Source organism: Halorubrum sp. CSM-61 (assembly GCF_003781945.1).
Taxonomy (GTDB): domain Archaea; phylum Halobacteriota; class Halobacteria; order Halobacteriales; family Haloferacaceae; genus Halorubrum.
Genome location: NZ_RJJW01000001.1, coordinates 90,715 through 112,417 on the forward strand (window position 1 = coordinate 90,715; position 21,703 = coordinate 112,417).

At 72.0% G+C, this 21,703-nt stretch carries 26 protein-coding genes; 14 read left to right on the plus strand and 12 right to left on the minus strand.

The window, feature by feature from the left end:
• Window positions 1-58 precede the first annotated feature (58 nt).
• The 5 genes from EDM04_RS00440 (at window position 59) to EDM04_RS00460 (ending at window position 4,143) form a co-directional block, all read left to right on the plus strand.
• Entirely contained in the window at window positions 59-976 is a 918-nt protein-coding gene (locus EDM04_RS00440; RefSeq protein WP_123619222.1) for a PLP-dependent cysteine synthase family protein, read from the plus strand.
• A gap of 68 nt (window positions 977-1,044) precedes the next feature.
• Window positions 1,045-1,446: a hypothetical protein gene (locus tag EDM04_RS00445; RefSeq protein WP_123619223.1), complete on the plus strand. Its 402-nt coding sequence runs from the start codon at window positions 1,045-1,047 to the stop codon at window positions 1,444-1,446.
• Complete coding sequence (locus tag EDM04_RS00450; protein ID WP_123619224.1) at window positions 1,446-2,015, plus strand: MOSC domain-containing protein; 570 nt, start codon at window positions 1,446-1,448, stop codon at window positions 2,013-2,015. The genes EDM04_RS00445 and EDM04_RS00450 overlap by 1 nt, the downstream gene beginning before the upstream one ends.
• 75 nt (window positions 2,016-2,090) lie before the next feature.
• A complete protein-coding gene (locus tag EDM04_RS00455) occupies window positions 2,091-3,263 on the plus strand; it encodes an MFS transporter (protein WP_123619692.1) in 1,173 nt (390 codons plus the stop codon).
• Between the two features lie 97 nt (window positions 3,264-3,360).
• A complete protein-coding gene (locus tag EDM04_RS00460) occupies window positions 3,361-4,143 on the plus strand; it encodes a PHP domain-containing protein (protein WP_123619225.1) in 783 nt (260 codons plus the stop codon).
• A gap of 613 nt (window positions 4,144-4,756) precedes the next feature.
• Here the strand turns inward: EDM04_RS00460 and EDM04_RS00465 are convergent.
• A complete protein-coding gene (locus EDM04_RS00465) occupies window positions 4,757-5,026 on the minus strand; it encodes a hypothetical protein (protein ID WP_123619693.1) in 270 nt (89 codons plus the stop codon).
• A gap of 286 nt (window positions 5,027-5,312) precedes the next feature.
• Here EDM04_RS00465 and EDM04_RS00470 point away from each other — a divergent pair, with 286 nt between their 5' ends.
• The 5 genes from EDM04_RS00470 (at window position 5,313) to EDM04_RS00490 (ending at window position 8,448) form a co-directional block, all read left to right on the plus strand.
• A complete protein-coding gene (locus EDM04_RS00470; protein ID WP_123619226.1) occupies window positions 5,313-5,717 on the plus strand; it encodes an abortive infection protein in 405 nt (134 codons plus the stop codon).
• Between the two features lie 71 nt (window positions 5,718-5,788).
• Complete coding sequence (locus EDM04_RS00475) at window positions 5,789-6,091, plus strand: hypothetical protein (protein ID WP_123619227.1); 303 nt, start codon at window positions 5,789-5,791, stop codon at window positions 6,089-6,091.
• Between the two features lie 94 nt (window positions 6,092-6,185).
• Window positions 6,186-7,106 carry a DNA adenine methylase gene (locus tag EDM04_RS00480; RefSeq protein WP_123619228.1) on the plus strand — a complete coding sequence of 307 codons (921 nt, stop codon included), beginning with the start codon at window positions 6,186-6,188 and terminating at the stop codon, window positions 7,104-7,106.
• A gap of 77 nt (window positions 7,107-7,183) precedes the next feature.
• Complete coding sequence (locus EDM04_RS00485; protein ID WP_004046580.1) at window positions 7,184-7,633, plus strand: universal stress protein; 450 nt, start codon at window positions 7,184-7,186, stop codon at window positions 7,631-7,633.
• Window positions 7,633-8,448: a DUF63 family protein gene (locus EDM04_RS00490; RefSeq protein WP_123619229.1), complete on the plus strand. Its 816-nt coding sequence runs from the start codon at window positions 7,633-7,635 to the stop codon at window positions 8,446-8,448. The genes EDM04_RS00485 and EDM04_RS00490 overlap by 1 nt, the downstream gene beginning before the upstream one ends.
• A gap of 14 nt (window positions 8,449-8,462) precedes the next feature.
• Here EDM04_RS00490 and EDM04_RS00495 read toward each other — a convergent pair whose 3' ends face one another.
• From EDM04_RS00495 to EDM04_RS00535, 9 genes are all read right to left on the minus strand, one after another.
• Complete coding sequence (locus EDM04_RS00495; RefSeq protein ID WP_123619230.1) at window positions 8,463-8,945, minus strand: DUF456 domain-containing protein; 483 nt, start codon at window positions 8,943-8,945, stop codon at window positions 8,463-8,465.
• Window positions 8,946-9,018: 73 nt separating this feature from the next.
• Window positions 9,019-9,600 (minus strand): DUF2150 family protein, encoded by a 582-nt coding sequence (locus tag EDM04_RS00500; protein ID WP_123619231.1) that lies wholly within the window; start codon window positions 9,598-9,600, stop codon window positions 9,019-9,021.
• 152 nt (window positions 9,601-9,752) lie between these two features.
• Window positions 9,753-10,610 (minus strand): TatD family hydrolase, encoded by an 858-nt coding sequence (locus tag EDM04_RS00505; protein ID WP_123619232.1) that lies wholly within the window; start codon window positions 10,608-10,610, stop codon window positions 9,753-9,755.
• Between the two features lie 129 nt (window positions 10,611-10,739).
• Entirely contained in the window at window positions 10,740-11,594 is an 855-nt protein-coding gene (locus EDM04_RS00510) for a class I SAM-dependent methyltransferase (protein WP_123619233.1), read from the minus strand.
• Window positions 11,591-11,995 carry a 6-carboxytetrahydropterin synthase gene (locus tag EDM04_RS00515; RefSeq protein ID WP_123619234.1) on the minus strand — a complete coding sequence of 135 codons (405 nt, stop codon included), beginning with the start codon at window positions 11,993-11,995 and terminating at the stop codon, window positions 11,591-11,593. The genes EDM04_RS00510 and EDM04_RS00515 overlap by 4 nt, the downstream gene beginning before the upstream one ends.
• 76 nt (window positions 11,996-12,071) lie before the next feature.
• Entirely contained in the window at window positions 12,072-13,079 is a 1,008-nt protein-coding gene (locus EDM04_RS00520; protein ID WP_123619235.1) for a zinc-binding alcohol dehydrogenase, read from the minus strand.
• Window positions 13,079-13,843, minus strand: coding sequence for a GTP cyclohydrolase IIa (locus tag EDM04_RS00525; protein WP_241154830.1), 765 nt, complete (start codon window positions 13,841-13,843; stop codon window positions 13,079-13,081). The genes EDM04_RS00520 and EDM04_RS00525 overlap by 1 nt, the downstream gene beginning before the upstream one ends.
• Before the next feature lie 75 nt (window positions 13,844-13,918).
• A complete protein-coding gene (locus tag EDM04_RS00530; RefSeq protein ID WP_123619237.1) occupies window positions 13,919-14,773 on the minus strand; it encodes a CDP-alcohol phosphatidyltransferase family protein in 855 nt (284 codons plus the stop codon).
• On the minus strand, window positions 14,770-16,800 hold the full coding sequence (locus EDM04_RS00535; RefSeq protein ID WP_123619238.1) for an aldo/keto reductase: 2,031 nt from the start codon (window positions 16,798-16,800) through the stop codon (window positions 14,770-14,772). The genes EDM04_RS00530 and EDM04_RS00535 overlap by 4 nt, the downstream gene beginning before the upstream one ends.
• Before the next feature lie 70 nt (window positions 16,801-16,870).
• On the opposite strand from EDM04_RS00535, the gene EDM04_RS00540 reads away from it, so the two are divergent.
• Together EDM04_RS00540 and EDM04_RS00545 are read left to right on the plus strand one after the other, a co-directional pair.
• A complete protein-coding gene (locus tag EDM04_RS00540; protein WP_123619239.1) occupies window positions 16,871-17,986 on the plus strand; it encodes a glycosyltransferase in 1,116 nt (371 codons plus the stop codon).
• Window positions 17,987-18,011: 25 nt separating this feature from the next.
• Window positions 18,012-18,380: a hypothetical protein gene (locus EDM04_RS00545; RefSeq protein WP_123619240.1), complete on the plus strand. Its 369-nt coding sequence runs from the start codon at window positions 18,012-18,014 to the stop codon at window positions 18,378-18,380.
• A 42-nt stretch (window positions 18,381-18,422) separates the two neighbouring features.
• On the opposite strand, the gene EDM04_RS00550 is transcribed toward EDM04_RS00545, so the two are convergent.
• Both EDM04_RS00550 and EDM04_RS00555 read right to left on the minus strand, forming a co-directional pair.
• Window positions 18,423-18,947, minus strand: a complete 525-nt coding sequence (locus tag EDM04_RS00550; protein WP_123619241.1) for a metal-dependent hydrolase — start codon at window positions 18,945-18,947, stop codon at window positions 18,423-18,425.
• A gap of 98 nt (window positions 18,948-19,045) precedes the next feature.
• Window positions 19,046-19,447: a DUF5830 family protein gene (locus EDM04_RS00555; RefSeq protein WP_123619242.1), complete on the minus strand. Its 402-nt coding sequence runs from the start codon at window positions 19,445-19,447 to the stop codon at window positions 19,046-19,048.
• Between the two features lie 116 nt (window positions 19,448-19,563).
• On the opposite strand from EDM04_RS00555, the gene EDM04_RS00560 reads away from it, so the two are divergent.
• On the plus strand, window positions 19,564-20,847 hold the full coding sequence (locus EDM04_RS00560; RefSeq protein WP_123619243.1) for a tRNA pseudouridine(54/55) synthase Pus10: 1,284 nt from the start codon (window positions 19,564-19,566) through the stop codon (window positions 20,845-20,847).
• Window positions 20,848-20,901: 54 nt separating this feature from the next.
• On the plus strand, window positions 20,902-21,603 hold the full coding sequence (locus tag EDM04_RS00565) for a universal stress protein (RefSeq protein WP_123619244.1): 702 nt from the start codon (window positions 20,902-20,904) through the stop codon (window positions 21,601-21,603).
• Window positions 21,604-21,703: the final 100 nt, after the last annotated feature.

A 21,703-nucleotide genomic window follows, 5' to 3' on the forward strand; every position in this document is an offset into this window, starting at 1 on the left:
CGGACGCGATTTGCCGGTGTCCGCGGGGCCTTTGGGTGGCGCTCCCCTCGGGTCGCACATGGACGACGACGCGTTGGCGACGCTCGGCTCGCCGCTCGTGCGGGTCGACTCGCCGCCGGCGACGACGGTGGCTGCGAAGGTCGAGTCGCGCAACCCGGGCGGCTCCGCGAAGGACCGCCCGGCGCTGTACATGGTCGAGGCCGCCGAGGAGGCCGGCGAGCTGACTCCCGGCGACGGGATCGTCGAGCCCACCTCCGGCAACACGGGCATCGGACTCGCGATGGTCGGCGCGGTGAAGGGGTACGACGTGACGCTCGTGATGCCGGAGGGCAAGTCGATCGAGCGCCGCCGGCTCATGCGCGCGTACGGCGCCGACGTGGAGCTCGTCGACGGCGACATCTCCGACGCCAAAGAGCGCGCAGACGCGCTCGAACGCGAGGATGGGACGGTCCAGCTCCGCCAGTTCGAGAACCCCGCGAACCCCCGCGCCCACTACGAGACGACCGGCCCCGAAGTCCTCGATCAGGTTGGCGACCGGGCCGTCGACGCCCTCGTCGCGGGCGTGGGGACGGGCGGTACTATCACCGGGGTCGGGCGGCGGCTCCGCGAGGCGTTCCCCGACGTGCGGATCGACGCGGTCGAGCCGAGCGACAACGCCGTCCTCTCCGGCGGCGAACCCGGCATCGACGAGTTCCAGGGGATGGGACCCGGATTCGTCGCGCCGAACCTCGACACGAGCCTGATCGACGAGGTGCATACGGTCGACATCGAGAGCGCGGAGGCGGAGTGCCGCCGGCTCGCGCGCGAGGAGGGGCTTCTCGTCGGGCAGTCGTCCGGCGCCTCCAACCTCGCGGCCACGGACGTCGCGGCCGAGCTCCGGGAGTCGGGCGACTTCGCCGGCGACGAGCCCCTCGTCGTCACCGTCTTCTGGGACAGCGGCGAGCGCTACCTCACCGCCGGCACCTTCGACGAGTAGCCGATCGACGATCCTCACGATTCGCTCGCGACCCGAACGTTGAGTACCAGCGGCCCCCTACTCGACCCGTGAGCACGCACGCCACGGCTTCCGCTGACGACCCCGACGACCCCGACGCGCCGGCCGCCGAGCCCTCCGCCCGACGCTTCGACGGTCCGTGGCTTCTCGTCCTCGCCGTCGCTACCGGTGGCTGGACGCTCCTTTACGCGCTCGACTGGGCACTGCTCTCGGCCGGCACCCCGGCCGGCGCCGCCGTCGCGTTCGCCCACGGCTACCTCCTCGCGCCGCTCGCGACCGCGGCGATCCTCCTCGATGCCCTGTCTCTGGACGAGCGCGGTGTCGCCGACTTCGGCCTTTTCAAATGGCTATACGCGCTGGGTTCGCTGGTCGCGCCCCCGGTCGCGGTCGTCTACTACGCGCACCGCGAGTGGCTGAAGCCGGGCGATCCCGCTCTCCTCGGAGGCCCCTGATGACGGACGACGACGCGGCGACCGGTACGGTCCGGAGCCTCGTCACCGCTCCCGAGAGCGGTGCCCCACCGGAACTCCGGGAAAGCGTGAGGGTCCACTCCGACGGGCTCGACGGCGACCGCTACCGGCTCGGCGAGGGCACCTTCCAGCTCGACGGCTGCGCGGTCACGCTCGTCGCCGCCGAGGCGCTCGACGCGGTGCGCGAGGAGACCGGAATCGACGTCTCTGACGGTCGCCACCGACGGAACGTCGTCGTCGAGGGGTTCGGAACGGGCATGGACGATTTGCTGGAGGCGACGGTCGCGGTCGGCGACGCCCTCCTCCGACCGACTCGCCGGCGACCTCCCTGCGCCCACGTCGAAGAGCTTGCGGGCGCAGACGGGCTGGCTACAGCCCTTCGAGACCGCGGCGGACTCTGTTGTGACGTGATCGAGCCCGGCCGCGTCGTCGTCGGCGACCCGGTGGCGGTCCGCGAGGCCGACCCTCGGACGGCGGGGGCCGCGATCGCGGAGCGGCTCAGGGAGGGAGCGTCCGACCGACGCCCTCGATCCGATTCGCACGGCGAGTGACCCTCGGCCGCGATGTCGTCCGGAACCGAAAGCGTTGACCCCGAACCGGACCGACGAGTCGCCAGTGACGACCGGATGAGCTGGGAGTACCGCCACACGGTGCTGTCGCTGTGTATGCTCGCGTTCCTCGTGACGTACTTCGCCCGGCTGGCGATCAGCCCCGTCGTCCCGCTCATCGTCGACGACTTCGCGGTGTCGAACACCGCCATCGGGGTCGCGCTCTCCGGGATGTGGCTGGCGTACGGCGCCGCCCAGTTCCCCTCGGGCGTCCTCGCGGACCGGTACGGCGAGCGGATCGTGATACTCGTCGCCGTCGGCGGCACCGCGGCGATGAGCGTCGTGCTCGCGCTCGCGCCGGTCTTCCCCGCGTTCGTGCTGGCGGCGGTACTGTTGGGCCTCGTCGCCGGCCTCCACTACGCAGTGGCGACGACGCTGCTCTCGCGGACCTTCGACGACATCGGCACGGCGTTCGGGCTCCACTCGGTCGGCGGGCCGCTCGCCGGGCTCGTGGCGCCGGTCGCCGCCGCGTGGGTCGGCTTCCGCTACGGCTGGCGGCCCGCGGTCGCGCTGGCCGCGCTGGTCGACGCGCCGGTGTTCCTGCTGTTCGCGTGGCGCGTCCGACCGACCGAGCCGCGGCGCCCCGACCAGCCGATGCGCGAGCGGTTCGCGCTCGCCCCGCTCGTCGAGCTCCTCTCGCGGCCGAGCGTCCTCCTGCCGCTGTTCGTCGCGATGACCGGGACGTACGTGGTCCAAGGCGTGATGTCGTTCCTCCCGACGTTCCTCGTGGAGTTCCGCGGGCTCTCGCCGTCGGTCGCCGCCGGGGTGTTCTCGGCCTTCTTCGTCGTCCGCGCCGTCGCGCAGGTGGGGCTCGGCCGGCTGTCGGACAGCGCGGGCCGCGACGCCGCCATCGGCGCGGCGATGCTCGCGGGTGCGGTCGGGACCGCCGCCTTCGTTCTCGCCCCCGGGATCGCGGGCGTCGCGGTCGCGGTTCCGCTGACCGGCGCCGGCGCGAGCTTCTTCTCGGCGATCGACCCGCGGTTCATGGACGCGCTCGGCGACGCGGAGCGCGGGGCGGGGTTCGGGCTCGTCCGCACCGTCTACACCGTGATCGGCTCCGCCGGCTCCGTCGGTGTCGGACTCGCGGCCGACCTGTTCGGCTGGGGCGTCTCCTTCGCGATCCTGGCGGCGCTGTTCGGCGTCACGTTCGCCGTGCTCGTCGCGAACTGGGCGCTCGGAACGGGCTACTGACGCGGGGACGCGAAGGATACTGACCGGAGGCGGCGGACTGTGAGACGAACTCACACCCGACCCGAAACTACGAGTCGGTCCGGGACGAACTCGGGGTGTGCACGACTACCACGTCCACTCGAACTACTCGGACGGCGCGTTCCTCAGCGGGATGGTGGACGCCGCCGCCGACGCGGGGGTCGAAGGGGTGGGTATCGCCGACCACTGCAACGTCTCGCCCGATCCGAGCGCGGAGCGGTTCAAGCGCGTGCTCGGCTTCAACCTCGACCTGACCTACGAGCGGCGGCGCGAGGCGATCGAGGCGGTCCGCGAGGACCCCGGCGTCGAGATCGACGTGTACGACGCCGTGGAGATGGACTACGACCCCGACCACGAGGGGGCGATCGCGGAGTTCCTCGCCGAGGCCGGGTTCGACTACGCGATCGGGAGCGTCCACGAGCTCGACGGCGCGAACGTCCACACCCGCCCGCACTTCGCCGACAAGCCGGCCGCGGAGCGACGGGAACTCGTCGACCGATACTTCGAGAAGCTGGTCGCGCTGATCGACTCGGAGCTGTTCGCGATCGCCGCGCACCCGGACCTGATCGAGCGCAACCCCCACCTCCGCGGGTTCGCGACCGAGGACCACTACGCCGCGGTCGTCGAGGCGTTTCGGAGCTCGCGGACGATCCCCGAGATCAACGCCGGTCGCCTGCTCGACGACTACGGCGAGTTTCACCCGGCGCCCGACTTCCTCGACCGGCTCGTCGACGCCGACCTCCGGGTGAGCGTCGGCACCGACAGCCACGCGCCGGCGGTCATCGCGCCCCGGTTCGACGAGATCGAGGCCGAGCTGGACCGGCGCGGGCTGGAGCCCGTTCGACCGGAGGAGATCCGTTGAAATCCGTAGCATGCGACACGTTCTAGCCGAGGTGCGGTCAGTATAGGAACGGTAGTGAGCGATGCCGGGAGTGGGTATCGCAGATCGGTGGCGGCGAGAGAGTATTTAAACAGTCGCGAGCGACGCCGACGATCGCTTATAAATGGGATGCGGTGGCGCGTGCCTCCGAGCGGCCGACAGGCCGCGAGGAGCACGCGCGAGGGAGCCCGCGGCCGCCTGTGGCGGCCGCGGCGAGGCTGGGGAGGTGTGAGGCTGTGCGGTTGGGTGGGATTCAAAGGGGCAGYCGCTGTGGGCGGCGCAGGGGACGCAAGCACCGCAACGAGGGAGCGAACACCGTGAGCGACCGAGTGAGGCGCGCAGCGAGCGTGCGCCGTCCACAGCGGCTGGGGCTTTGGAAGTGTTCACCCCAGAGTGGTCGATCACTTATAAACAGCCGACAGCAACGCCACTCGATCGCTTATAAACAACCACTCCACCATATCGATATACCCACTCCCGCTATCGATCAAAAAGGACCGTTCAGCGATCGATCATCTCGGCGGGAAAGGGTTGGAAAAAACGGAGTTCAGCCGAGGCGAAAAAGCGTGTTCGTTCGTCCGGTATCGACGCGTCGTTAGCTTCGGGTGAAGCGGTACTCGACCGTGCCCAGTCCCGGGAGGCTCACGCGGCCGACCGTCTCGCGGTCGACGTGGCGGGCGAGCGAGCGCGCGAAGATCGCGAGCGCGACGACGCCGGTCAGAGCGGCGAGCGAGGCGAGCGGGTACGCGGCCACGAGAACGCCCAGAGCGATGAGCGCGAGGAACGCGAGCGAGCCGCGGACGCTGCCGGCGGGCGAGGCGTTGGGCCCCGGCGATCGACCGGCGGCCGGGAGTCCGTCTTTCATCGGTTGCATGGATACGGGTAGGAGACGGGTCGATAAAAAACTTTCATATTACAAATATGTTTTGAGAATAGTTCACACACGACACTCATCCAGACGGTCTAAAACGGTCGTTAATGCGGTGTAACTGTTGGCATGGTAGCTGTTCGTACACTCGTAACAGATCTAGTAAGTGTGCCGCGCTCGGAGGTTATCGAGGCCGAAATCCGGTCCGAGGTGAGGGCGGAACGAAACCGATCCCACGTCGGCGATCGGAGGGCTTCTCTCGCTCGCTCGCCACGGTTCGTCCATGACCACGAGTCCGGCGGCCGGCGGACGAGGGAACGCCCCCTACTGGACGACGGTCCTCGTCGCCGCGCTGTACCTGCCGGCGTCGATCGTCGCCCGCGCGCTCGCCGACCCGGCGTACGCGGCCGGGCGGCGGGGCGTGCCCCGAGCGATCGTCGACGCGGCGGGCACCGTCCCAGCGATCGCCGTCGCCGGGGCGCTGTGGCTCACGGTCGCCGGCGGGTTCCTGTACGCCTTCGCCGCGGAGCTCGACGCGATGCGAACCCGGACCGCGTGGTCGCCGCCGGACAGGGGATACCTGATCCTCGCGGCCGGCTCCCTGCTGGCGCACCCGATTACGGGGGTTCCCTTCCTGTTCCTGCTCGTGCCCGGGTACACGCTTCACCGCGGGCTGCGAGTCAGATAACGGGACGTCGTCGACGCCCGCGGCCCGTACTTTTATTTCGACGCAATACGTCACGTAGATACGAACAGTCAATGTCAGTGACACACCACACACCCTCCGAGGGAACGGAGACGCTCTCGACGCCGGATCGACGCCGAGTCATCGCCGGGCTCGCGGACGAGACGGTCGAGACGGTCGCGGACCTGCGGGTTCGCGGACGAGTCGACGAGATCGCCGACGAGCTCCGCGAGATCCACCTCCCCGCCCTCGAAGCGGCCGGGTACATCGAGTGGGACCGGGAGGAGGGGACGATCGAGCCCGGACCGAACTTCGAGGAAGCGGCCGAGCACATCGACGACCTCCCGAACCCGGACGGGGAGCCCGCCGACGACTGACCCCGTCGGCGCGGGGGTCGCGCCCGTCTCACCGAATCCCTCCGCGTCGCGCCCGAGACGTTTTTACGCCCCGGCGGGCGACCCCAGACATCGCATGGCCGAGCCGATACTGAAGTGGGCCGGGGGGAAGCGGCAGCTCCTCGACGAGCTGTACGCCCGGTTCCCGGCGGCGTACGGCCGTTACCACGAGCCGTTCCTCGGCGGCGGCGCGGTGTTCTTCGACCTGGAACCGCCGGACGCGACGCTTAACGACGCGAACCCGCGGCTGGTGAACTTCTACGAGCGGGTGCGCGACGAGCCAGAGGCCCTGATCGAGCGGCTGGAGTCCTTCGACGACCCCGAGGCCGACCCGGATCCGGACCTCCCGTACGCCGACGAGACGGTCCGCGGCCGCGACGTGGAGAGCTACTACTACCAGCAGCGCGCGCGGTTCAATAAGCGTCCGTACGAGGGCGAGTTCGACCCCGTAGAGGAGGCCGCGCTCCTCTTGTACCTCAACCGCACCTGCTACAACGGGCTCTACCGCGAGAACGCCGACGGCGGGTTCAACGTCCCCGTGGGTCGGTACGCGAACCCCGACTGGGTCCAGCGCGAGCGGATCCGGCGCGCGAGCGACGCGCTCGCGGACGCGACGATCCGCAACGGCGACTTCGGGTACGTCCTCGACGCCGCGGATCCGGGCGATCTGGTCTACTTCGATCCCCCCTACGAGCCGATGAGCGCGACCGCGAGCTTCAACGAGTACAGCGCCGAGGGGTTCGACCGCGAGGACCAGCGCCGGCTGCTCGACGTCGCGGCCGCGCTCGACGAGGCGGGCGTGTGGGTCGTCCTCTCGAACAGCGGCGTGATGTACGAGCCGTACGCGGAGGCGGGCTTCCGCGTCGAGATCGAAGGGGCGACCCGCGCGATCAACAGCGACGCGGGGAACCGCGACGAGGTCGACGAGATCGTCGCCACCAACGTGCCGCCGGGGGAGCGGCGCGAGGCCGGACAGCGCGACCTCGCGGAGTTCTGAGGGGCGGGCTTTTTGTTCCCCATCGCGAGCGACCGCAGAGGGCGGGCTTTTTGCCCTCCCCCGCCGACGACCCGGGTATGACCGATCTCGACATCGACCTCGTCCTCGTGTCCGTGGACGGCAGCGAGGAGTCCCACGAGGCGGTCGACTACGCGATCGCCGTCGCCGCCGAGTACGGCGCGAGCGTCCACGCCTTATACGTGCTCGACGAGGACGTGGTCCGCGCCATCGACCACGGCGTGGTCGACGAGAGCGACGTGGCCGACGACACCGAGGCGTTCACCGACTCCGTGGCGCGGCGCGCGGAGGCGGCCGGCGTCTCCCACAGCAACTCCATCGCCTACGGGTTCTCCACGACGGTGAAGACGGTCCACCCCGGCAGCGTCGTGCTCGACACCGCGGAGGAGCTCGAGTCGGACTTCATCGTCGTCCCGCGCGAGCCCGTCTCCGGCGACCCCGGCGAGGTGCTCGGGAAGGCGGCCGAGTACGTCCTCCTGTACGCCAGCCAGCCCGTGCTGTCCGTCTGATGGCCGGCGGTCTCCCCTTCCTGCCGGCGGGAACGACGCTGCCGCCCGCGCCGTACCTGGTCGCCGTCCTGCTCGCGACCGCCGGGATCGTCGCCGCGCTCCGCCGGCGGCGCCCGCGAGTCACCGGCCGTCGCGTGCTCGCGCTCGCCCCGTGGATGGCGCTCGGCTCGGCGGCCCACGTCCTCTACGTCGTCGACGCGCTCCCGCCGCTCCTCTCCCCGCTCGCCGGCTCGCCGACCGTCTACCTCACGGTGGGGTCGATCGCGGGAGCGGCGTGGCTCGCCGCCGACGCCGCCCGCCCGGACCGGGTGGCGGAGACACTCGCGGTCGCCGGCGCGCTCTGCCTCGTCCCGGTCGTCGCGGTCGCGGTCTCGACCGGGCTCTCGCCGGCGGGCGCGCGCTGGTCGACGATTGCGCTCGCGCTCACGGTACCGATCGCCGGCGCCGTCTGGCTCGGCCTGACGCGGCTCCGGCCCGAGACCGCGATCACCGGCGGCGTCGGCGCGCTCGCGGTGTTCGGTCACGCGCTCGACGGCGTCTCGACCGCGGTGGGGACGACCCAGCTCGGCTTCGGCGAGCGGACGCCGGTCTCGCGGATCCTGCTGGAGCTCGGCGGCCTCCCGTCGCTCCCGGTGCTCGGCGAGGGGTGGCTGTTCCTGCTCGTGAAGCTCGCGGTCGCGAGCGCCGTCGTCTGGCTCTTCGCGGCGTACGTCCGGGAGACGCCCGCCGAGGGGTACCTCCTGCTCGGGTTCGTGGCCGCCGTCGGGCTCGGCCCCGCGGCGCACAACCTGCTGCTGTTCGCGGTCGCCGGGTGAGGAACGGGGCTGGATCAGATGACCGCCAGCGCGAACGCGACGGTGACGCCGGCGAGCAGGACGGCCTGTACGAACGCGCTGGCGAGGGCGCCGACGACCGCGTAGGTCGCCTGCCGAGCGGCCTCGCGCGTGTCGCCGTCGCGTTCGTTCAGCGCGGCGAGGAAGACGGTGCCGCCCAGTCCGACGACGAGCCCGATCGGGCCGAGCGGGATCAGGAGCGCGATCCCCACCAGCGTCCCGACGACGACGGTCCGGGTCGAGGCACCGCCGATCCGCCCGGAGACCATTCCCGACGCGAGGTCCGCGGCGGAGGCCAGAAGCGAGACGAGAACGAGCGCGAGCAGCACGGCGAGGCCCGGCTCTGTGAAGCCGGTGGTGTACGCGTACCCGACGACGGTCAGCGACGCGAGGACGCCGCCCGGCACGAGCGGGACGAACGAGCTGGCCGTCCAGACGACGAGCAGCGCGATCGCCAGTCCGGCCGCGAGAGAGGCCATACGAACCGGACGCTACGCGCGCTGAAAACACTTCACCTCGATCGACCCGGCGGGGGCGGGTCCGCCGCCGACGTCAGTCTTCTTCCTCGACGACTTCCGGGTCCTCGATGGCCGACTGCAGCGAGTCGAGCCCGTTCACCCACTCGGAGACGAGCCCGTACTCTAAGTCCTCGACGAGGTCGATGTCGAGGACCTCGCCGTCGATGACCCGGGTGCCGGCCTGCACGACGTAGCCGAGCGCGGCGTCGAGGTCGTCGTCGGCCTCGGCGTCGGCGGCCGCGCGCACGAACTCGCTCACGTCGCCCTCGACGACGCCGCCGACGACGTACTCCTCGGCCGCGTAGAAGACGGGGACGAGCGAGGTCTGGACGCCGTCGATCAGCATGACCTTGTCCTCGTCGTCGAACTCCACGTCGGCGAGCACGATGTCGCGGACGTCGCGGATCTCCTCGACCGCGCGGTCCTCGTCGATGCGCCCGTCGTCGAGCGCCGCGAGCACCTTCACGATCGCGATCGCGGCGTCGTCCTGAAGGTTCAAGAGGAGCCGCGCGGAGTCCTCGTTCTCGGGGTCTAAATCCTCTTCTTCGAGCCTGTCGAGCCAGTTTTGCCACCGTTCGTCGGTATAGAACGTTTCGACGGCGTCGTCGTCGGTCATGTCCCGTACGTCGCCCGGACTACTCAAATGCCTTTCCTATCGATCGCCGAGAGAGAGGACGTCTCACCCGCTCGACGGCGGGATTCGGGCGACGCGACTCGGGCGCCGCGACGCGGGCGGCGAGATTCGGGCGCCGCGACGCGGGCGGCGACTCACGCCTCCCGATCCAGCGTCGCCTCGGTGTCGATCCCGTAGACCGCGCGGGGAGTCTCGACGTGAGCCGTGCGGACCGCGTCGTCGTACCCCTCCTCCAGCAGCCAGCGGACGCGGCGCGGGACGGTCTTCGGACCCATCACCATCCCCGGCTTCTCCGGGTCGTCGACGAAGTCGGTCTCCATCAGGAACGGCTCGCCCGCCTCCGCCGCGCGCTCCAGCCGGTCCTTCTCGCTCATGACGCTCGGGGTCGGGCCCGCGAGCCGCCCCTCCGCGTAGTGTTTCACGACGTTCGTCGGGTCGAGCCCGGACTCCTCGGCGACGGCGGCCAGATCGGTGAGGTCCTCGCTCGCCTCGGTGTGCAGTTGGACGGCGCAGTCGAGCGCGGCGCCCAGCTCGAACGCGCGCCGCGTCACGGCGTTCGAGGCGTCCCAGACCGCGTCGCTCACGTCGTAGTGCGGGCGGCCCGACTTGAGCGCGAGCGCGTCGCCGTCGGCGACGAACTCGCTCGCGACCTCCAGCCCCCCGCACATCAGGTCGCGGGCGTCTTCGGGTGAGAGCCCCCGCTCGTCGACGAGCCGGCTGATCAGGCCGGGGTGAACGCCGAGCACCGGCCACGCCCGCCCCGGGAGGACCTCGTTCGCGTCCGCGACCGCGTCGAGCGTCTCCTCGAAGACCGGCCGGAAGTCGGCGGGCTCGTCGGGCTCGACCCCGAGGTGCCACGACGGTTTGTTCACCACGAGCAGGTGGGTACCGCCGAGCCGGACGAAGTCCTCGACGGCGTCGGTCCCGCGGCCGTGACGCGGGTCGAGGTGGAGGTGATTATCGAGCACCGGCGTGTCGAGGTCGTCGGTCATGCGTGAGGGAGGGGCCGGGCGACGGTTATAAACAACGGCTGCGGGCGTCGCGGCGTCGCGGCATCGCGATCCCCGCCGAGTGCCGCCGGTAGCGCTCAGTCGCCGGTAGCGCTCAGTCGCCGGTAGCGCTCAGTCGCCGCCGGGCGCGCGGTACAGGAGGTCGTACTGGTGCGCGACGTAGGTGAGCTCGCCGTCGCGTAACTGCCCGCGCCGGGATTCGACCCAGTCGTCGCCGCGGTCGACGTCGGCGTCCGCGAGCGCGTCGGCGACGAACTCGAGGATCCGTCCGAGGAAGTACGACTCGTCGGCGAGGTAGTCGCTCCCCCGGGGGCGGACGATCCAGTCGGAACTCGCCATCGCGAGGAGCGTCCCCGCTCGCCGTCGACACAGGTCGGCGAGGTGGCGCCCCGCGCGGACGTCCCGACCGGGTCGGGCGTCGATGGCCGCGTGGTACGCCCGTTCGGCCGCGCGGTCGGCCGGGTGGTCCGGCTGGAAGATGGTCCCGCCGTCGAAGGTTATCGGGAGGTACGCGAGCCCGCCGGGTCGGAGCGCCGATTCGGCGGCGTCGATCAGCGCTTCGGGATCGACGAGGTCGGCGAACGCCTGCGCGACGACGAGGTCGACCCCCGATTCCGCGCGGAGCGCCGCGAGCGCGTCGCCCGTCTCGAAGGCGGCGGTCAGGTCCCCCACCGAGACCGTTCCGTTGGCGACTCGCGCGTCGTACCCGCGGCGACGCAGCTCCCGGGGTCGCACGGCCCGAGCGAACTCGACGACGCCGGGGTCGCTGTCGACGCCGCGGTACGTCGCGGCGTCGACGCCCCACTCGAGCAGGGTCGGGACGGTGACGCCGGTCCCGCAGCCCGCCTCGACGACGCGCGGCGCCTCGGGGAGCGCGGCGAGCAGCCGGTCGCGCACCCGCGGCGAGCGGGCGCGCTCGTCGACCGACCGCTTGGCCTCCAGGTACCGCGTCGCCGCGTGGTTCATCGGTCGAGCGCGCGGCGGTGGCTGGCCCACGCGGAGTCGTCCTCCCAGACCCGGACGACGAGCTCCTCGGGGTTCGGATCGTCCATCGCGGCGGCGACCCGATCGCCGAACAGCCTCGCGAAGTGCTCGACGCTCGGATTCAGCCCCTCGAACTCCGGGAGGTCGTTCAACAGCGCGTCCCGATACCGCTCCTCGAGGTCGTCCAAGATCGACTCGACGGCGTCGATATCGACGAGGTAGCCGTACTCGCCGAGTTCGGGGCCGGCGAAGCGGACCTCCGCGGTAAACCGGTGGCTGTGGACCTCTCCCTCCGGCGGCTCCGGATCCGGAACCGTGAGGTAGTGCTGTGCGACGAACTCGCGCGTGACGGTCAGTCGGTACGGGTAGTGGGGGTCTGTCATGGTCGGTGTATGGCGCTTCGATGACCGGTGCGATCTCGGTTCGATGGCCGGTGCGGTCTCGGCCGATACCGGTCGATCAGTCGTAGGTGAGCAGCACCTGCAGGGGGTCGTCAGTCCGCTCGTGGAGCAGTCGGTAGGCCGTCTCGGCCTCGTCGAAGGGGACGCGGTGGGTCACGAGCGAGTCGAGGTCGAGGTCACCGAAACGCGACAGCGCGGTGTCCATCCGACGGCCCTTCGTCCACCGGCCGCGGGTCTCCGGGGCGAGCGTGCTGACCTGGCTGGACTCGACGGCGACGCGGCCGCGGTGGAAGTCGGTTCCCAACTCGACCGTCGCCTCCTTCTCGCCGTACCACGACCCGACGACGACGCGCCCGTCGTACCCCGCCGCGTCGATCGCGCCGTCGAGCGTTTCCGGGTGGCCGGACAGCTCGTAGACGAGGTCCGCCCCTCCGGGCTCGGGCCAGTCGGCGACGAGGCCGTCGACCTCGTCCGGCCGGACCGCGCGGTCTGCGCCCATGTCGACGGCGCGCTCGCGGCGCGAGGCGATGGGATCGACGGCGACGAGCCGGTCCAGCGGGAACGACGACAGGACGCCGACGGTGCAGAGCCCGATGACCCCGGCGCCGAAGACGACGACGCGCTCGCCGATCCGGGGGCGGCCGTCGAGGGCGAGCGAGGTCGCCGTCTCGACCGAGGGGGCCATGGCCATCGCCTCGGCGCTCACCCCGATCGGAACGGGGACGAGCGCGTCCGTCGCCGCCGCGAACCGCGACTCGTGGGGGTTGAACGCGAAGACGGTGCGGTCGAGCCACTCGTCGGCGACGGCGTCCCCGGTGGCGATCACGTCGCCGACGGCCGCGTACCCGTACTTCACCGGATACGAGAGGTCGCTGTCGAGCGCCTCCAGCGTCTCGTCGGCGGGGACGTCGGTCGGCGCCTCGCCGCGGTAGATGAGCAGTTCGGTCCCCGAGCTGATCGCCGAGACCCGCGTCTCGACGACGACCTCGTCGGCCGACGGCTCGACGGGCGTCCGCCGTCGGTCCACGGTTCGCGGTCCGGTGAAGTACAGCGACGTGCGGTCCATCAGTCGTCGGCGCTCACCCCGTCGAGGCCCTGGACGCGCGTCCCGGTCTCTCGGCAGACTTCGAGGGCCTCCTTGGCCCCCTGACCGGCCTCGTGGGCCGTTTCGCCGCGGCCGATCCCGACCTGTAACTCGGTTCCGGTCGCCTCGCGGACCCGCGAGACGGCGCGATCGAACGCGCCCGCGTCCAGGTCGGGACAGACGGCGATCACGTTGTCGCCGCCGACGAAGTGAGCGATGCTCTCGTGCGCGTCGCGCAGGTGGGTCGCGAGCTCCAGCGTCGCCCGCCGGACGGCGAGCGTCGCGTCGACGGCGTTCTCGCGGTCGGTGAGCGACCCGGTCGCGTCGATCACGTCGAAGTGCGCCACGGTCACGCCCTCGCGGGCGTCCGCGACGGCGTCCGCCTCGCCCGACGCGAACGCCTCGCGGCGGTCGGCCGACTGCGCGCTCCCGGCGGCCTGGAGCCGATCGCTCGCGAGGCCGAGCGCCGCGACCGGGGTGGCCGCGCGGCCGACGCCGACGCTGACCGTCACCGGGTAGCGGTTCCGGACGCGCCGCTGGAACCGGCGGTGGCTCTCCGTGTCGCGGCCATTTGTCACGGCGACCATGTTGTCGAATCGGTTGTAGAACGCGTAGCCGTCCCGCTCGCCGACGAACGAGGCGAAGTCGGCGTACAGGTCGGCCTGAAGCGACTGGAGGTCGGTCTCCCGACGGACGCTCGGCGTGACCGTCCACGGTCCGTACTCGTCGATCTGGACGAGCGCCATTTGTATCGCGTCTGTCACTGAATACGGATCATGGGGGTTGCTACCCCATTACTGTTCGGGCCGTTCGCGCGGGACTCAACCGTCGTCGTCGCCCGACGACAGGCGGCCCGAGACGACGAGGTAGTCCCGGGCGAACACCGCGAGCGACGGAGCGAGAACGACGGCCGCGAGCGGTCGCAGGGTCGCGGCCGGCAGGACCGGCGCGAGGGCGACCGAGATGAACGCCATCTGGACGCCGGCCAGCGGGCGACGGACCGCGCTCGGCGGGAGGTCGTACACCGGTCGCTCGCGGGCGCGGCGGTAGCCGCGCCCGGCCTTGAACAGGTAGCGAGCGGCCGACAGCGACAGGTACCAGACCGGGAGGCGGCCCCAGACGACGGCGACGACCGGCGCGACCAGGAACCCGAGCGTGTCGACGGCCATGTCGAGTCTCGCGCCGAGGACCGTCGTGCGGCCGCGCCGCCGCGCGACGGCGCCGTCCGCGAGGTCCAGCACGCAGCCGGTCCCGTAGCAGACGGCGGGCAACCAGGCCACCCGGCCCGCCGGTTCGACGGCCGCGAAGCCCGCGATCGCCGCGAACAGCCCGCCGCGGGCGACCGTCACGCCGTTCGCGACGCCGAGCGTGGCGTACGATCGCGGGCGTTCGACCTCGGTAACCGACCCTTCCTCGCTCGCCCCCGCCGCCGCGTCGCGACGGTTCGCATCGTGGTGGTTCGCGTCGAGGTGACGCCGGCAGAACCAGACGACGAACCCGCCGGCCGCGGCGGTCGGGACCGCCCACTGGACCGCGGCGCTGTCGGTCGGTCCGGGCAGCCGCGGTAGCGCGGGCGACGCGTCGAGGGCGACGCCGACGGCGATCAGCGCCGCCGCCAGCGCGACGGTGACGCCGCGCCACTGTCGGCGCAGCCGCGGTGACCGCCCGTCGGTCATCGTTCGAAATCGGGGTCGGCCAGCGACGCGAGACGCCCGCGATCCGCCGTCGAGAGATCGACACGCGTTGCCCCCAGGTTCTCGGCGACGTGCCCGAGATCGTTGCTCGCCGGGATCGGGACGACGCCGCGGTCGACCTGCCAAGCGAGCGCGACCTGCGCCGGGGTGGCGCCGCGGTCGGCGGCGACCTCGCGCAGAATCGGTTCGTCGAGGAGTCCGGGCGCCGAGAGCGGGGAGTGCGCCACGACGCGGATCCCCCGCTCGTGACACCACTCGACGAGCTCCCGCCGGGGCAGATACGGGTGCGACTCGACCTGGACGACCGCCGGGAGGACGTCGGCCGTCGCCGCGATGCGTTCGAGCTGGTCGACGTCGACGTTGCAGACGCCAATCGTCCGCGCGAGGCCGCGCTCGTGAACCTCCTCCAGCCGCGCCCACGTCTCCGTCAGGGACGCGTCGACCGTCTCCGGGTCGCCGTCGTCGTCCGTGGGGAACGCCAGCGCCTCCTGCTCCGCCGGGGGTCGGTCGGCCAAGTTCCGCAAGGGGCCCTGGTACGCCCAGGCGGTCGGCCAGTGGAGCATGTAGCAGTCGAGGGCGTCGACGCCGAGGGCCTCGAGGGTCCCCTCGCACGCCTCCGCCACGTGTTCGTGGTTCGTGTTCCAGACCTTGCTCGCGAGGAACAGCCCCTCGCGGTCCGGGCTTCCGGGCGCGTCGAGCAGGTCGCCGATCCGCGCTTCGTTGCCGTACAGCTCGGCGGAGTCCAGCAGTCGGTATCCGGCGTCCAGCGCGGTCGCGACCGAGTCCATGCGGTCGACGTACTCGCCGTCGCGGTACCGAGAGCAGCCGAACCCGACGGGCGGGAGCATGACCGCCGCCGCGCGGGACGCGCCGTCTCCCGCCGCGCGGGACGCGCCCTCGCCCGCCGTGCCGGCCGTCCCCCCGCGACGGGCGGACGACCGGTCGAGGCGGGGTCGGACCGGCGGCGGAGAGAGGTCGGGGGAGGCGACCCCGTGCGCGTCGACGGTCGCGGGCCCGCCGTCCGCGGCCGCGGACTCGACGGCGTTGCAGACGGCGACGACGTGGGCCGACCGCCGCGCGCTCGCGACCGGCCGGCGGCCGGACGCCACGGCGGCCGCGACGCGCGCTGGCCCGTCGACGTACCGTCTCTCCCGTCGCGGCGCCGGGTGCGGCGCGTCGACGTATTCGCGGCCGTTACCTCCCACTCTCACGGTGTCGGAGTCGGCGGCGAGCGCGCCGCTGTCCGCGAGGTAGATCGACCCGTCGTCGCCGTGGAGTTCGAGGCTGTTGAACTCGCGGCTCCGGTGGGGCGCGTACAGGCTCGCGGTGAGGCGGACCGTCGGCCCGGCCCGGAACTCCAGCGTGGCTTCGACGTGGCTGTCTCGTTCCGGCGTCTCGGTCTCGCGGTCGGGCCAGGGAGCGAGCCCGTCCGCGACTCTGACGCGTCCGACCGGTCCGAACCAAGAGACGAGGCAGTTCAGCGGGTAGACGGCGCCGTCGTACAGCGGCCCGACCGCCAGGAACGACGCCGGGTCGTCGTGCCACTCCGTGACCCGGCCGACGTGCGCGTGAGCGTAGCCGAGGCGGACCGGTCCGAGTCGCCCGTCGCCGAGCAGCCAGCGGGCGTGACGCTGCGCGTCGCAGCGGTGGTTGATCGGCGCGCAGGCCAGCGCCAGCCCGCGGCGTTCGGCGGTCGCGACGAGGTCGGCGGCCTCCTCGGCGTCGAGCGCGAGCGGCTTCTCGCTGAAGACGTGCCTGTCGGCCCGAAGGGCTCGTCGGCTCACCGACGCGTGGGCGCCGTGGCTCGTCAGGTTGACCACGAGGGGCGCCTCGACCTCGGCGAGCATCGCGCCGAGGTCCGCGTAGGCCGTCGCGTCGTGACGGTCCGCGAGGTCGTGCGCCCGGCCGGCGTCCAAGTCACACACCGCCGTCAGTTCCAGCCGCGACCCGTCGATCCCGGCCGCGTACCGGCGCGCGACCGAACCGGCGCCGACGAATGCGCATTCCATTGGCGGACCTTCGGCTAGACCGACAAAAGCGTACGGGAGGGATTAACACGAGGTAGCCCGTAATCGGTCCATGGCTCGGGTGGCGGTGTTGCACAACACGCTCGACTTCCAGGGGGGCGCCGACGCCGTCTGCCTCGCGACCTGCGAGGCGCTCGCGTCCGCGCACGACGTGACCCTCGTCACCGCCTCCGAGACGGAGCCCGCGGCCCTGGCCGACCGGTTCGGCTACGACCTCGACGGCGTGACGGTCCGCGTGCCGCCCGCCGGGCGGGCGGTCGCCCGGGCGCTGTCGGCCGCGGCCCCTCGGGTCGGACCGCAGCTGGCGGCTCGGAGCGCCTTCCTGCAGCGCTCGTTCGAGCGGATCGCCGACCGGTTCGACGTCGCGGTCAGCACCGCGAACGAACTCGACCTCCCGGTCCCGTCGGTCCAGTACGTCCACTACCCGCAGTTCCGGCTCGATCGGCTCCCCGACGGGGACCCCGGTCGCCTCGACCGGCTCTGGAGTCGCCTGTCCGCGCCCTCTGACGCCGCGCTCGCGGGTCCGGACGTGACGCTGCTCGCGAACTCCGCGTGGACCGCCGCCGTCGTCGACCGACTCTACGGCGCGCGCCCCGCGGTCGTCCACCCGCCCGTCGACCCCGTCGAGTGCGACACGGCGTGGGAGGACCGCGAGAAGGGGATCGTCGCGGTCGGTCGCCTCGCGCCCGATAAACGACTGCTCGACGCGATCCGCATCGTCGACGGGGTCCGCGAGCGCGGTCACCGCGTCCACCTCCACGTCGTCGGGTCGGCGCCGCGAGCCTACCGCGACTACGCCGCCCGGATCGCGGCCGCGGCCGCCGAGCGACCGCACGTCACCGTCGAGCGAGACGTCGACCGCGATCGGCTGGAGACGCTCCTGTGTACGCATCGCTACGGGCTCAACACGAAACCGGAGGAGCACTTCGGGATGTCCGTCGCCGAGTACGTCGCGGCGGGGATGGTCGCGTTCGCCCCCGACAGCGGCGGCCAGCGCGAGGTACTCGACGAGCGCGGGGACCGCCTGTTCGACTCCGTCTCCGACGCCGCGGATCTCGTGAGCAAGGCGGCGAGCGAGGGCGAACCGCCGTCGACCGCCCGCGACCGGTTCGCCCGCGACCGCTTCGGCGCGGCGCTCCGCGACGCCGTAAACCGAACCGTGGATTGAATAGACGCGTGCACCATAGGCCTCTATGTCAAACAATATCACGACCCAGTCGCGCGTCGAAACCGGATCGCTGTCGAGGCTGCATCTGATCGGAATCCTGCTGGCGGGGGTCTCCGGGGTGTTGCACCTCTACCTGGGCGCGCTCTTCGTCCCGAGCCCGATGGGGATATCGTTCGTCGTCGCCGGGATCGGCTTTCTGGCCGGTTGCGCGGCCGTCGTCGCGAACTACCGGCGGCCCCTCGTGTACCTCCTCGGGATCCCGTTCACGCTGGGGCAGGTCGTCGCCTGGTACGTCGTCAACGCGCCGGACTTCTCGGCGCTCGGGTACGTCGATAAGGCCGCACAGATCGGGCTGATCGCGGTGCTCGTGGTGCTCTACCGGCGCGAGTCCTGATCCCGTCGCAACTCTGTCGGCGCGGGGAGGGCCGATAGGGCGCTACCGATCGGCCTCGTCTCGGTCCGAGCACGGCTCGGGCCGCCGGGGCGGCGGGTCCCACAGCTCTCGGAGCGGACGGCCCGAGCGGACCGCCCGCAAGAGGGACACACCGACGACCGCCCAGAAGACGCATTCGAGGACGAACGACGGGGACCAGAGGTAGTAGACGAGGAACTCGCCCGGCGGCATCGCGAGCGGGTCCGGCGGGACGACGAGGGGCCAGCCGAGGAACAGCGCGTCGCCGGGGCGACCGTTGAGGACGACGTGGAGGGCGTCGAGGAACAGGTGCGAGCCCCACCCGACGGCGACCGCCCGACCGGCCGGGGACGCGAGCGCGACCGCGACGGCCGCCGGCGCGAGCAGCGCCGTGTGTCCCACTGTGTGATACAGGTCGACGACCCCGAGCGTGGCGAGCGGCTTGTCGACGAGGTCCGGGAGGGCGGCGCCGACGACGAGCCACGGGGCGGACAGCCGCGACCACCGGCCGAGGAGCGCCGCGGCGGCGAGGTGCGTCGGGAATAACATGGCGAACGGTAGGCTTACAGCACTCATCTCTCTTCCGCCGATCCCCGGCGGCGGGCGTCTCGGCTACACGATCGCGCGTTCGACGACGCCCGCGACGGCTACTCCGTCCCGGAGTCCTCGCCGTCGCCGTCCCGACCGGTCACCTTCCGGATACACGAGGAGCCGAAGGGGCCGAGTTCGCCGGCGTCGAGTTTCACGAAGTGACCGGTCGAGATCGTCGTCCCGCAGCGGCGGCACTCGAACGAACCCTCGCGCCGGACCACTTGGCTCTCGTAGTTCACGTACGTCCCGCCGCGTCGGACCCGGAGGCGGGCGTCCTCGCGCTCGACGACGCCGCGCTTCTCGGCGGCGTCGAGGATCTCGCGGGTGAGCGAGGGGCTCGTCGTCACCGTCTCGATCCGGTCGATCGCGTCCGGCAGCGCCAGCTCCTCGTGTTCGAGGTGGGCCAACAGCTCGACGCCGAGCTCCAGCTTCTCCTCGCGCGAGGCCGGCTCGTTCACGCCCGGCGAAACGACGCGGACCGCCTTAAGTCGGCCGGGAGCCCGCCGAGCGTCACGCAGCACTGGGCCGCTCACGATGTAGTAAGACAGTTACCACGGGGGACGCTGGGGACCGTATGGACGTACTCGATGTCGCGGCGCGGGCGACCGCGACGGGGCCGGTGTGCGACGCGTGTCTCGGCCGCCTCGTCGCCGACCGGAGCTTCGGGCTGTCGAACGCGGACCGGGGGTCGGCGCTGCGGACCGCGCTCGCGCTGCGCGACGACGAGGACCACGAGCCGGTCGAAACGGCCGACTGCTGGGTCTGCCAGGGGCGCTGTACCGAGTTCGACGAGTGGGCCGAACGCGCCGCGGAGGCGGTCGAAGGGGTCGAGTTCGCCACCTACAACGTCGGCACCCGCCCCCCGCCGCTGATCGAGGAGAACGAGGCGCTGCTCCGCGAGGAGGCCGGGCTCGACGACGACGCGGGCGAGCCGTTCAAATCGGAGTTCAACCGGGAGGTCGGCAAGCGGGTCGGCCGGCTCACGGACGCGGAGGTCTCCTTCGACCGGCCGGACGTGCAGTTCACGATCGATCTGGCCGAGGACGCGATCGACGCGAAGGTGAACTCCACGTTCGTGTACGGCCGGTATAAGAAACTGGAGCGCGACATCCCCCAGACCGAGTGGCCCTGCCGGGAGTGCAAGGGCTCGGGGCGGCAGGGCGCGGACCCCTGCGACCACTGCGGCGGCTCCGGCTACCTCTACGACGACAGCGTCGAGGAGTACACCGCGCCGATCGTCGAGGACGTGATGGACGGCACGGAGGCGACGTTCCACGGCGCGGGCCGCGAGGACGTGGACGCTTTGATGCTCGGCACCGGGCGCCCGTTCGTGGTCGAGGTCGAGGAGCCGCGTCGCCGTCGGGTCGACACCGACCGGCTGCAGCGCGACGTCAACGCGTTCGCCGACGGCGCCGTCGAGGTCGAGGGGCTCCGGCTCGCGACGTACGACACCGTCGAGCGCGTGAAGGAGCACGACGCCGCAAAGCGCTACCGCGCGCAGGTGGCGTTCGACGCCGACGTGGACGCCGACGCGCTCGCGGACGCGATCGCGGAGCTGGAGGGGACGACCGTCGAGCAGTACACCCCGAACCGGGTGGACCACCGGCGCGCGAGCATGACGCGCGAGCGCGACGTGTACGAGGCGACCGCCGAACTCGACGACCCGCGCCGCGCGACCGTCGAGATCCGCGGCGCCGGCGGGCTCTACATCAAGGAGCTGATCTCCGGCGACGAGGGCCGGACGGAGCCGAGCCTCGCCGGCCTGCTCGGCGTCGGGGCCGAGGTCACCGCGCTCGACGTGGTCGCCGTCGAGGGCGAATCGGAGCCGTTCGAGCGCGAGGAGTTCTTCCGGGACTGACACGTCCGGTTCGCGACCAACGGGATTTATCAGACGCACGTCTGACGGTAAGGCATGAACGGGAGCGACGCCGACGAGGGGAGCGGGGGCGGCGGAGCGACTGACGCGGGGGTCGACGGCGAGCCGAGTTCGGGCGACGCGACCGCCGGAACCGCGGGGCCCGACGCCGCGGTCGGCGAGCCGATCGTCGGGTCCGCCGTGGCGGAGGCGGTCTCGGCGGCGCCGGCCGCGGCCGACGCGACGCTGGAAGGCGCCGACCGCGCGGCCCGCCCGGACCGCGTCTCCTCGGTCCTCGTCGCCGTCGGACCGGGACCGCACTCGGGGGCGACCGTCGACGTGGCGCGGGAGATCGCGGACGCGACCGACGCGTGGCTCGAGCTGTTCCACGTCGTCCCCACCGACGACGCCCTCGCCGACGGCTCGGCGGGAACGGGGGAGAGCGACGCCGGAGACGCTCGACCCGAGGCCGGCGACCGCGACGAGTACGCCGCGGCCGGGGAACGCCTCCTCGACGCCGCCCGCGACCGCCTCGGCGGGTTCGACCGGGCCGACCGCTGGCTCGTCGAGGACCGGTCGGCCGCGGGCGCGATCGTCGAGCAGTCCCCGTACTACGACCTCGTCGTCGTCGGCGCCCCCACGACGGGGACCGTCGGGCGCTTCGTCTTCGGCTCCACGACAGACACGGTGGTCGACGACGCCGAGGTCCCCGTCGTCGTCGTCGAGGGAGACGGCGAGGCCGCCCTCGACGCGGCGTAGGTCCGGCGAGGTCCGATCGTCCCGCCCGCGCCATCCGAGAAGGCGCCCGCGCCACCCGAGAAGGCCCCCCGAGAAGGCCCCCGTCCGCTCGGCGTTTCCA

What these genes read in the sequence shown, in the direction of transcription:
- EDM04_RS00560 (WP_123619243.1), top strand. Translation starts at nt 19,564, where the DNA reads ATGGACGTACTCGATGTCGCGGCGCGGGCGACCGCGACGGGGCCGGTG.
- EDM04_RS00525 (WP_241154830.1), bottom strand. Translation starts at nt 13,843, where the DNA reads ATGGCGCTCGTCCAGATCGACGAGTACGGACCGTGGACGGTCACGCCG.
- EDM04_RS00440 (WP_123619222.1), top strand. Translation starts at nt 59, where the DNA reads ATGGACGACGACGCGTTGGCGACGCTCGGCTCGCCGCTCGTGCGGGTC.
- EDM04_RS00505 (WP_123619232.1), bottom strand. Translation starts at nt 10,610, where the DNA reads ATGACCGACGACCTCGACACGCCGGTGCTCGATAATCACCTCCACCTC.
- EDM04_RS00515 (WP_123619234.1), bottom strand. Translation starts at nt 11,995, where the DNA reads ATGACAGACCCCCACTACCCGTACCGACTGACCGTCACGCGCGAGTTC.
- EDM04_RS00540 (WP_123619239.1), top strand. Translation starts at nt 16,871, where the DNA reads ATGGCTCGGGTGGCGGTGTTGCACAACACGCTCGACTTCCAGGGGGGC.
- EDM04_RS00530 (WP_123619237.1), bottom strand. Translation starts at nt 14,773, where the DNA reads ATGACCGACGGGCGGTCACCGCGGCTGCGCCGACAGTGGCGCGGCGTC.
- EDM04_RS00550 (WP_123619241.1), bottom strand. Translation starts at nt 18,947, where the DNA reads ATGTTATTCCCGACGCACCTCGCCGCCGCGGCGCTCCTCGGCCGGTGG.
- EDM04_RS00520 (WP_123619235.1), bottom strand. Translation starts at nt 13,079, where the DNA reads ATGGACCGCACGTCGCTGTACTTCACCGGACCGCGAACCGTGGACCGA.
- EDM04_RS00450 (WP_123619224.1), top strand. Translation starts at nt 1,446, where the DNA reads ATGACGGACGACGACGCGGCGACCGGTACGGTCCGGAGCCTCGTCACC.
- EDM04_RS00510 (WP_123619233.1), bottom strand. Translation starts at nt 11,594, where the DNA reads ATGAACCACGCGGCGACGCGGTACCTGGAGGCCAAGCGGTCGGTCGAC.
- EDM04_RS00545 (WP_123619240.1), top strand. Translation starts at nt 18,012, where the DNA reads ATGTCAAACAATATCACGACCCAGTCGCGCGTCGAAACCGGATCGCTG.
- EDM04_RS00480 (WP_123619228.1), top strand. Translation starts at nt 6,186, where the DNA reads ATGGCCGAGCCGATACTGAAGTGGGCCGGGGGGAAGCGGCAGCTCCTC.
- EDM04_RS00475 (WP_123619227.1), top strand. Translation starts at nt 5,789, where the DNA reads ATGTCAGTGACACACCACACACCCTCCGAGGGAACGGAGACGCTCTCG.
- EDM04_RS00485 (WP_004046580.1), top strand. Translation starts at nt 7,184, where the DNA reads ATGACCGATCTCGACATCGACCTCGTCCTCGTGTCCGTGGACGGCAGC.
- EDM04_RS00490 (WP_123619229.1), top strand. Translation starts at nt 7,633, where the DNA reads ATGGCCGGCGGTCTCCCCTTCCTGCCGGCGGGAACGACGCTGCCGCCC.
- EDM04_RS00535 (WP_123619238.1), bottom strand. Translation starts at nt 16,800, where the DNA reads ATGGAATGCGCATTCGTCGGCGCCGGTTCGGTCGCGCGCCGGTACGCG.
- EDM04_RS00465 (WP_123619693.1), bottom strand. Translation starts at nt 5,026, where the DNA reads ATGAAAGACGGACTCCCGGCCGCCGGTCGATCGCCGGGGCCCAACGCC.
- EDM04_RS00470 (WP_123619226.1), top strand. Translation starts at nt 5,313, where the DNA reads ATGACCACGAGTCCGGCGGCCGGCGGACGAGGGAACGCCCCCTACTGG.
- EDM04_RS00455 (WP_123619692.1), top strand. Translation starts at nt 2,091, where the DNA reads ATGAGCTGGGAGTACCGCCACACGGTGCTGTCGCTGTGTATGCTCGCG.
- EDM04_RS00565 (WP_123619244.1), top strand. Translation starts at nt 20,902, where the DNA reads ATGAACGGGAGCGACGCCGACGAGGGGAGCGGGGGCGGCGGAGCGACT.
- EDM04_RS00500 (WP_123619231.1), bottom strand. Translation starts at nt 9,600, where the DNA reads ATGACCGACGACGACGCCGTCGAAACGTTCTATACCGACGAACGGTGG.
- EDM04_RS00495 (WP_123619230.1), bottom strand. Translation starts at nt 8,945, where the DNA reads ATGGCCTCTCTCGCGGCCGGACTGGCGATCGCGCTGCTCGTCGTCTGG.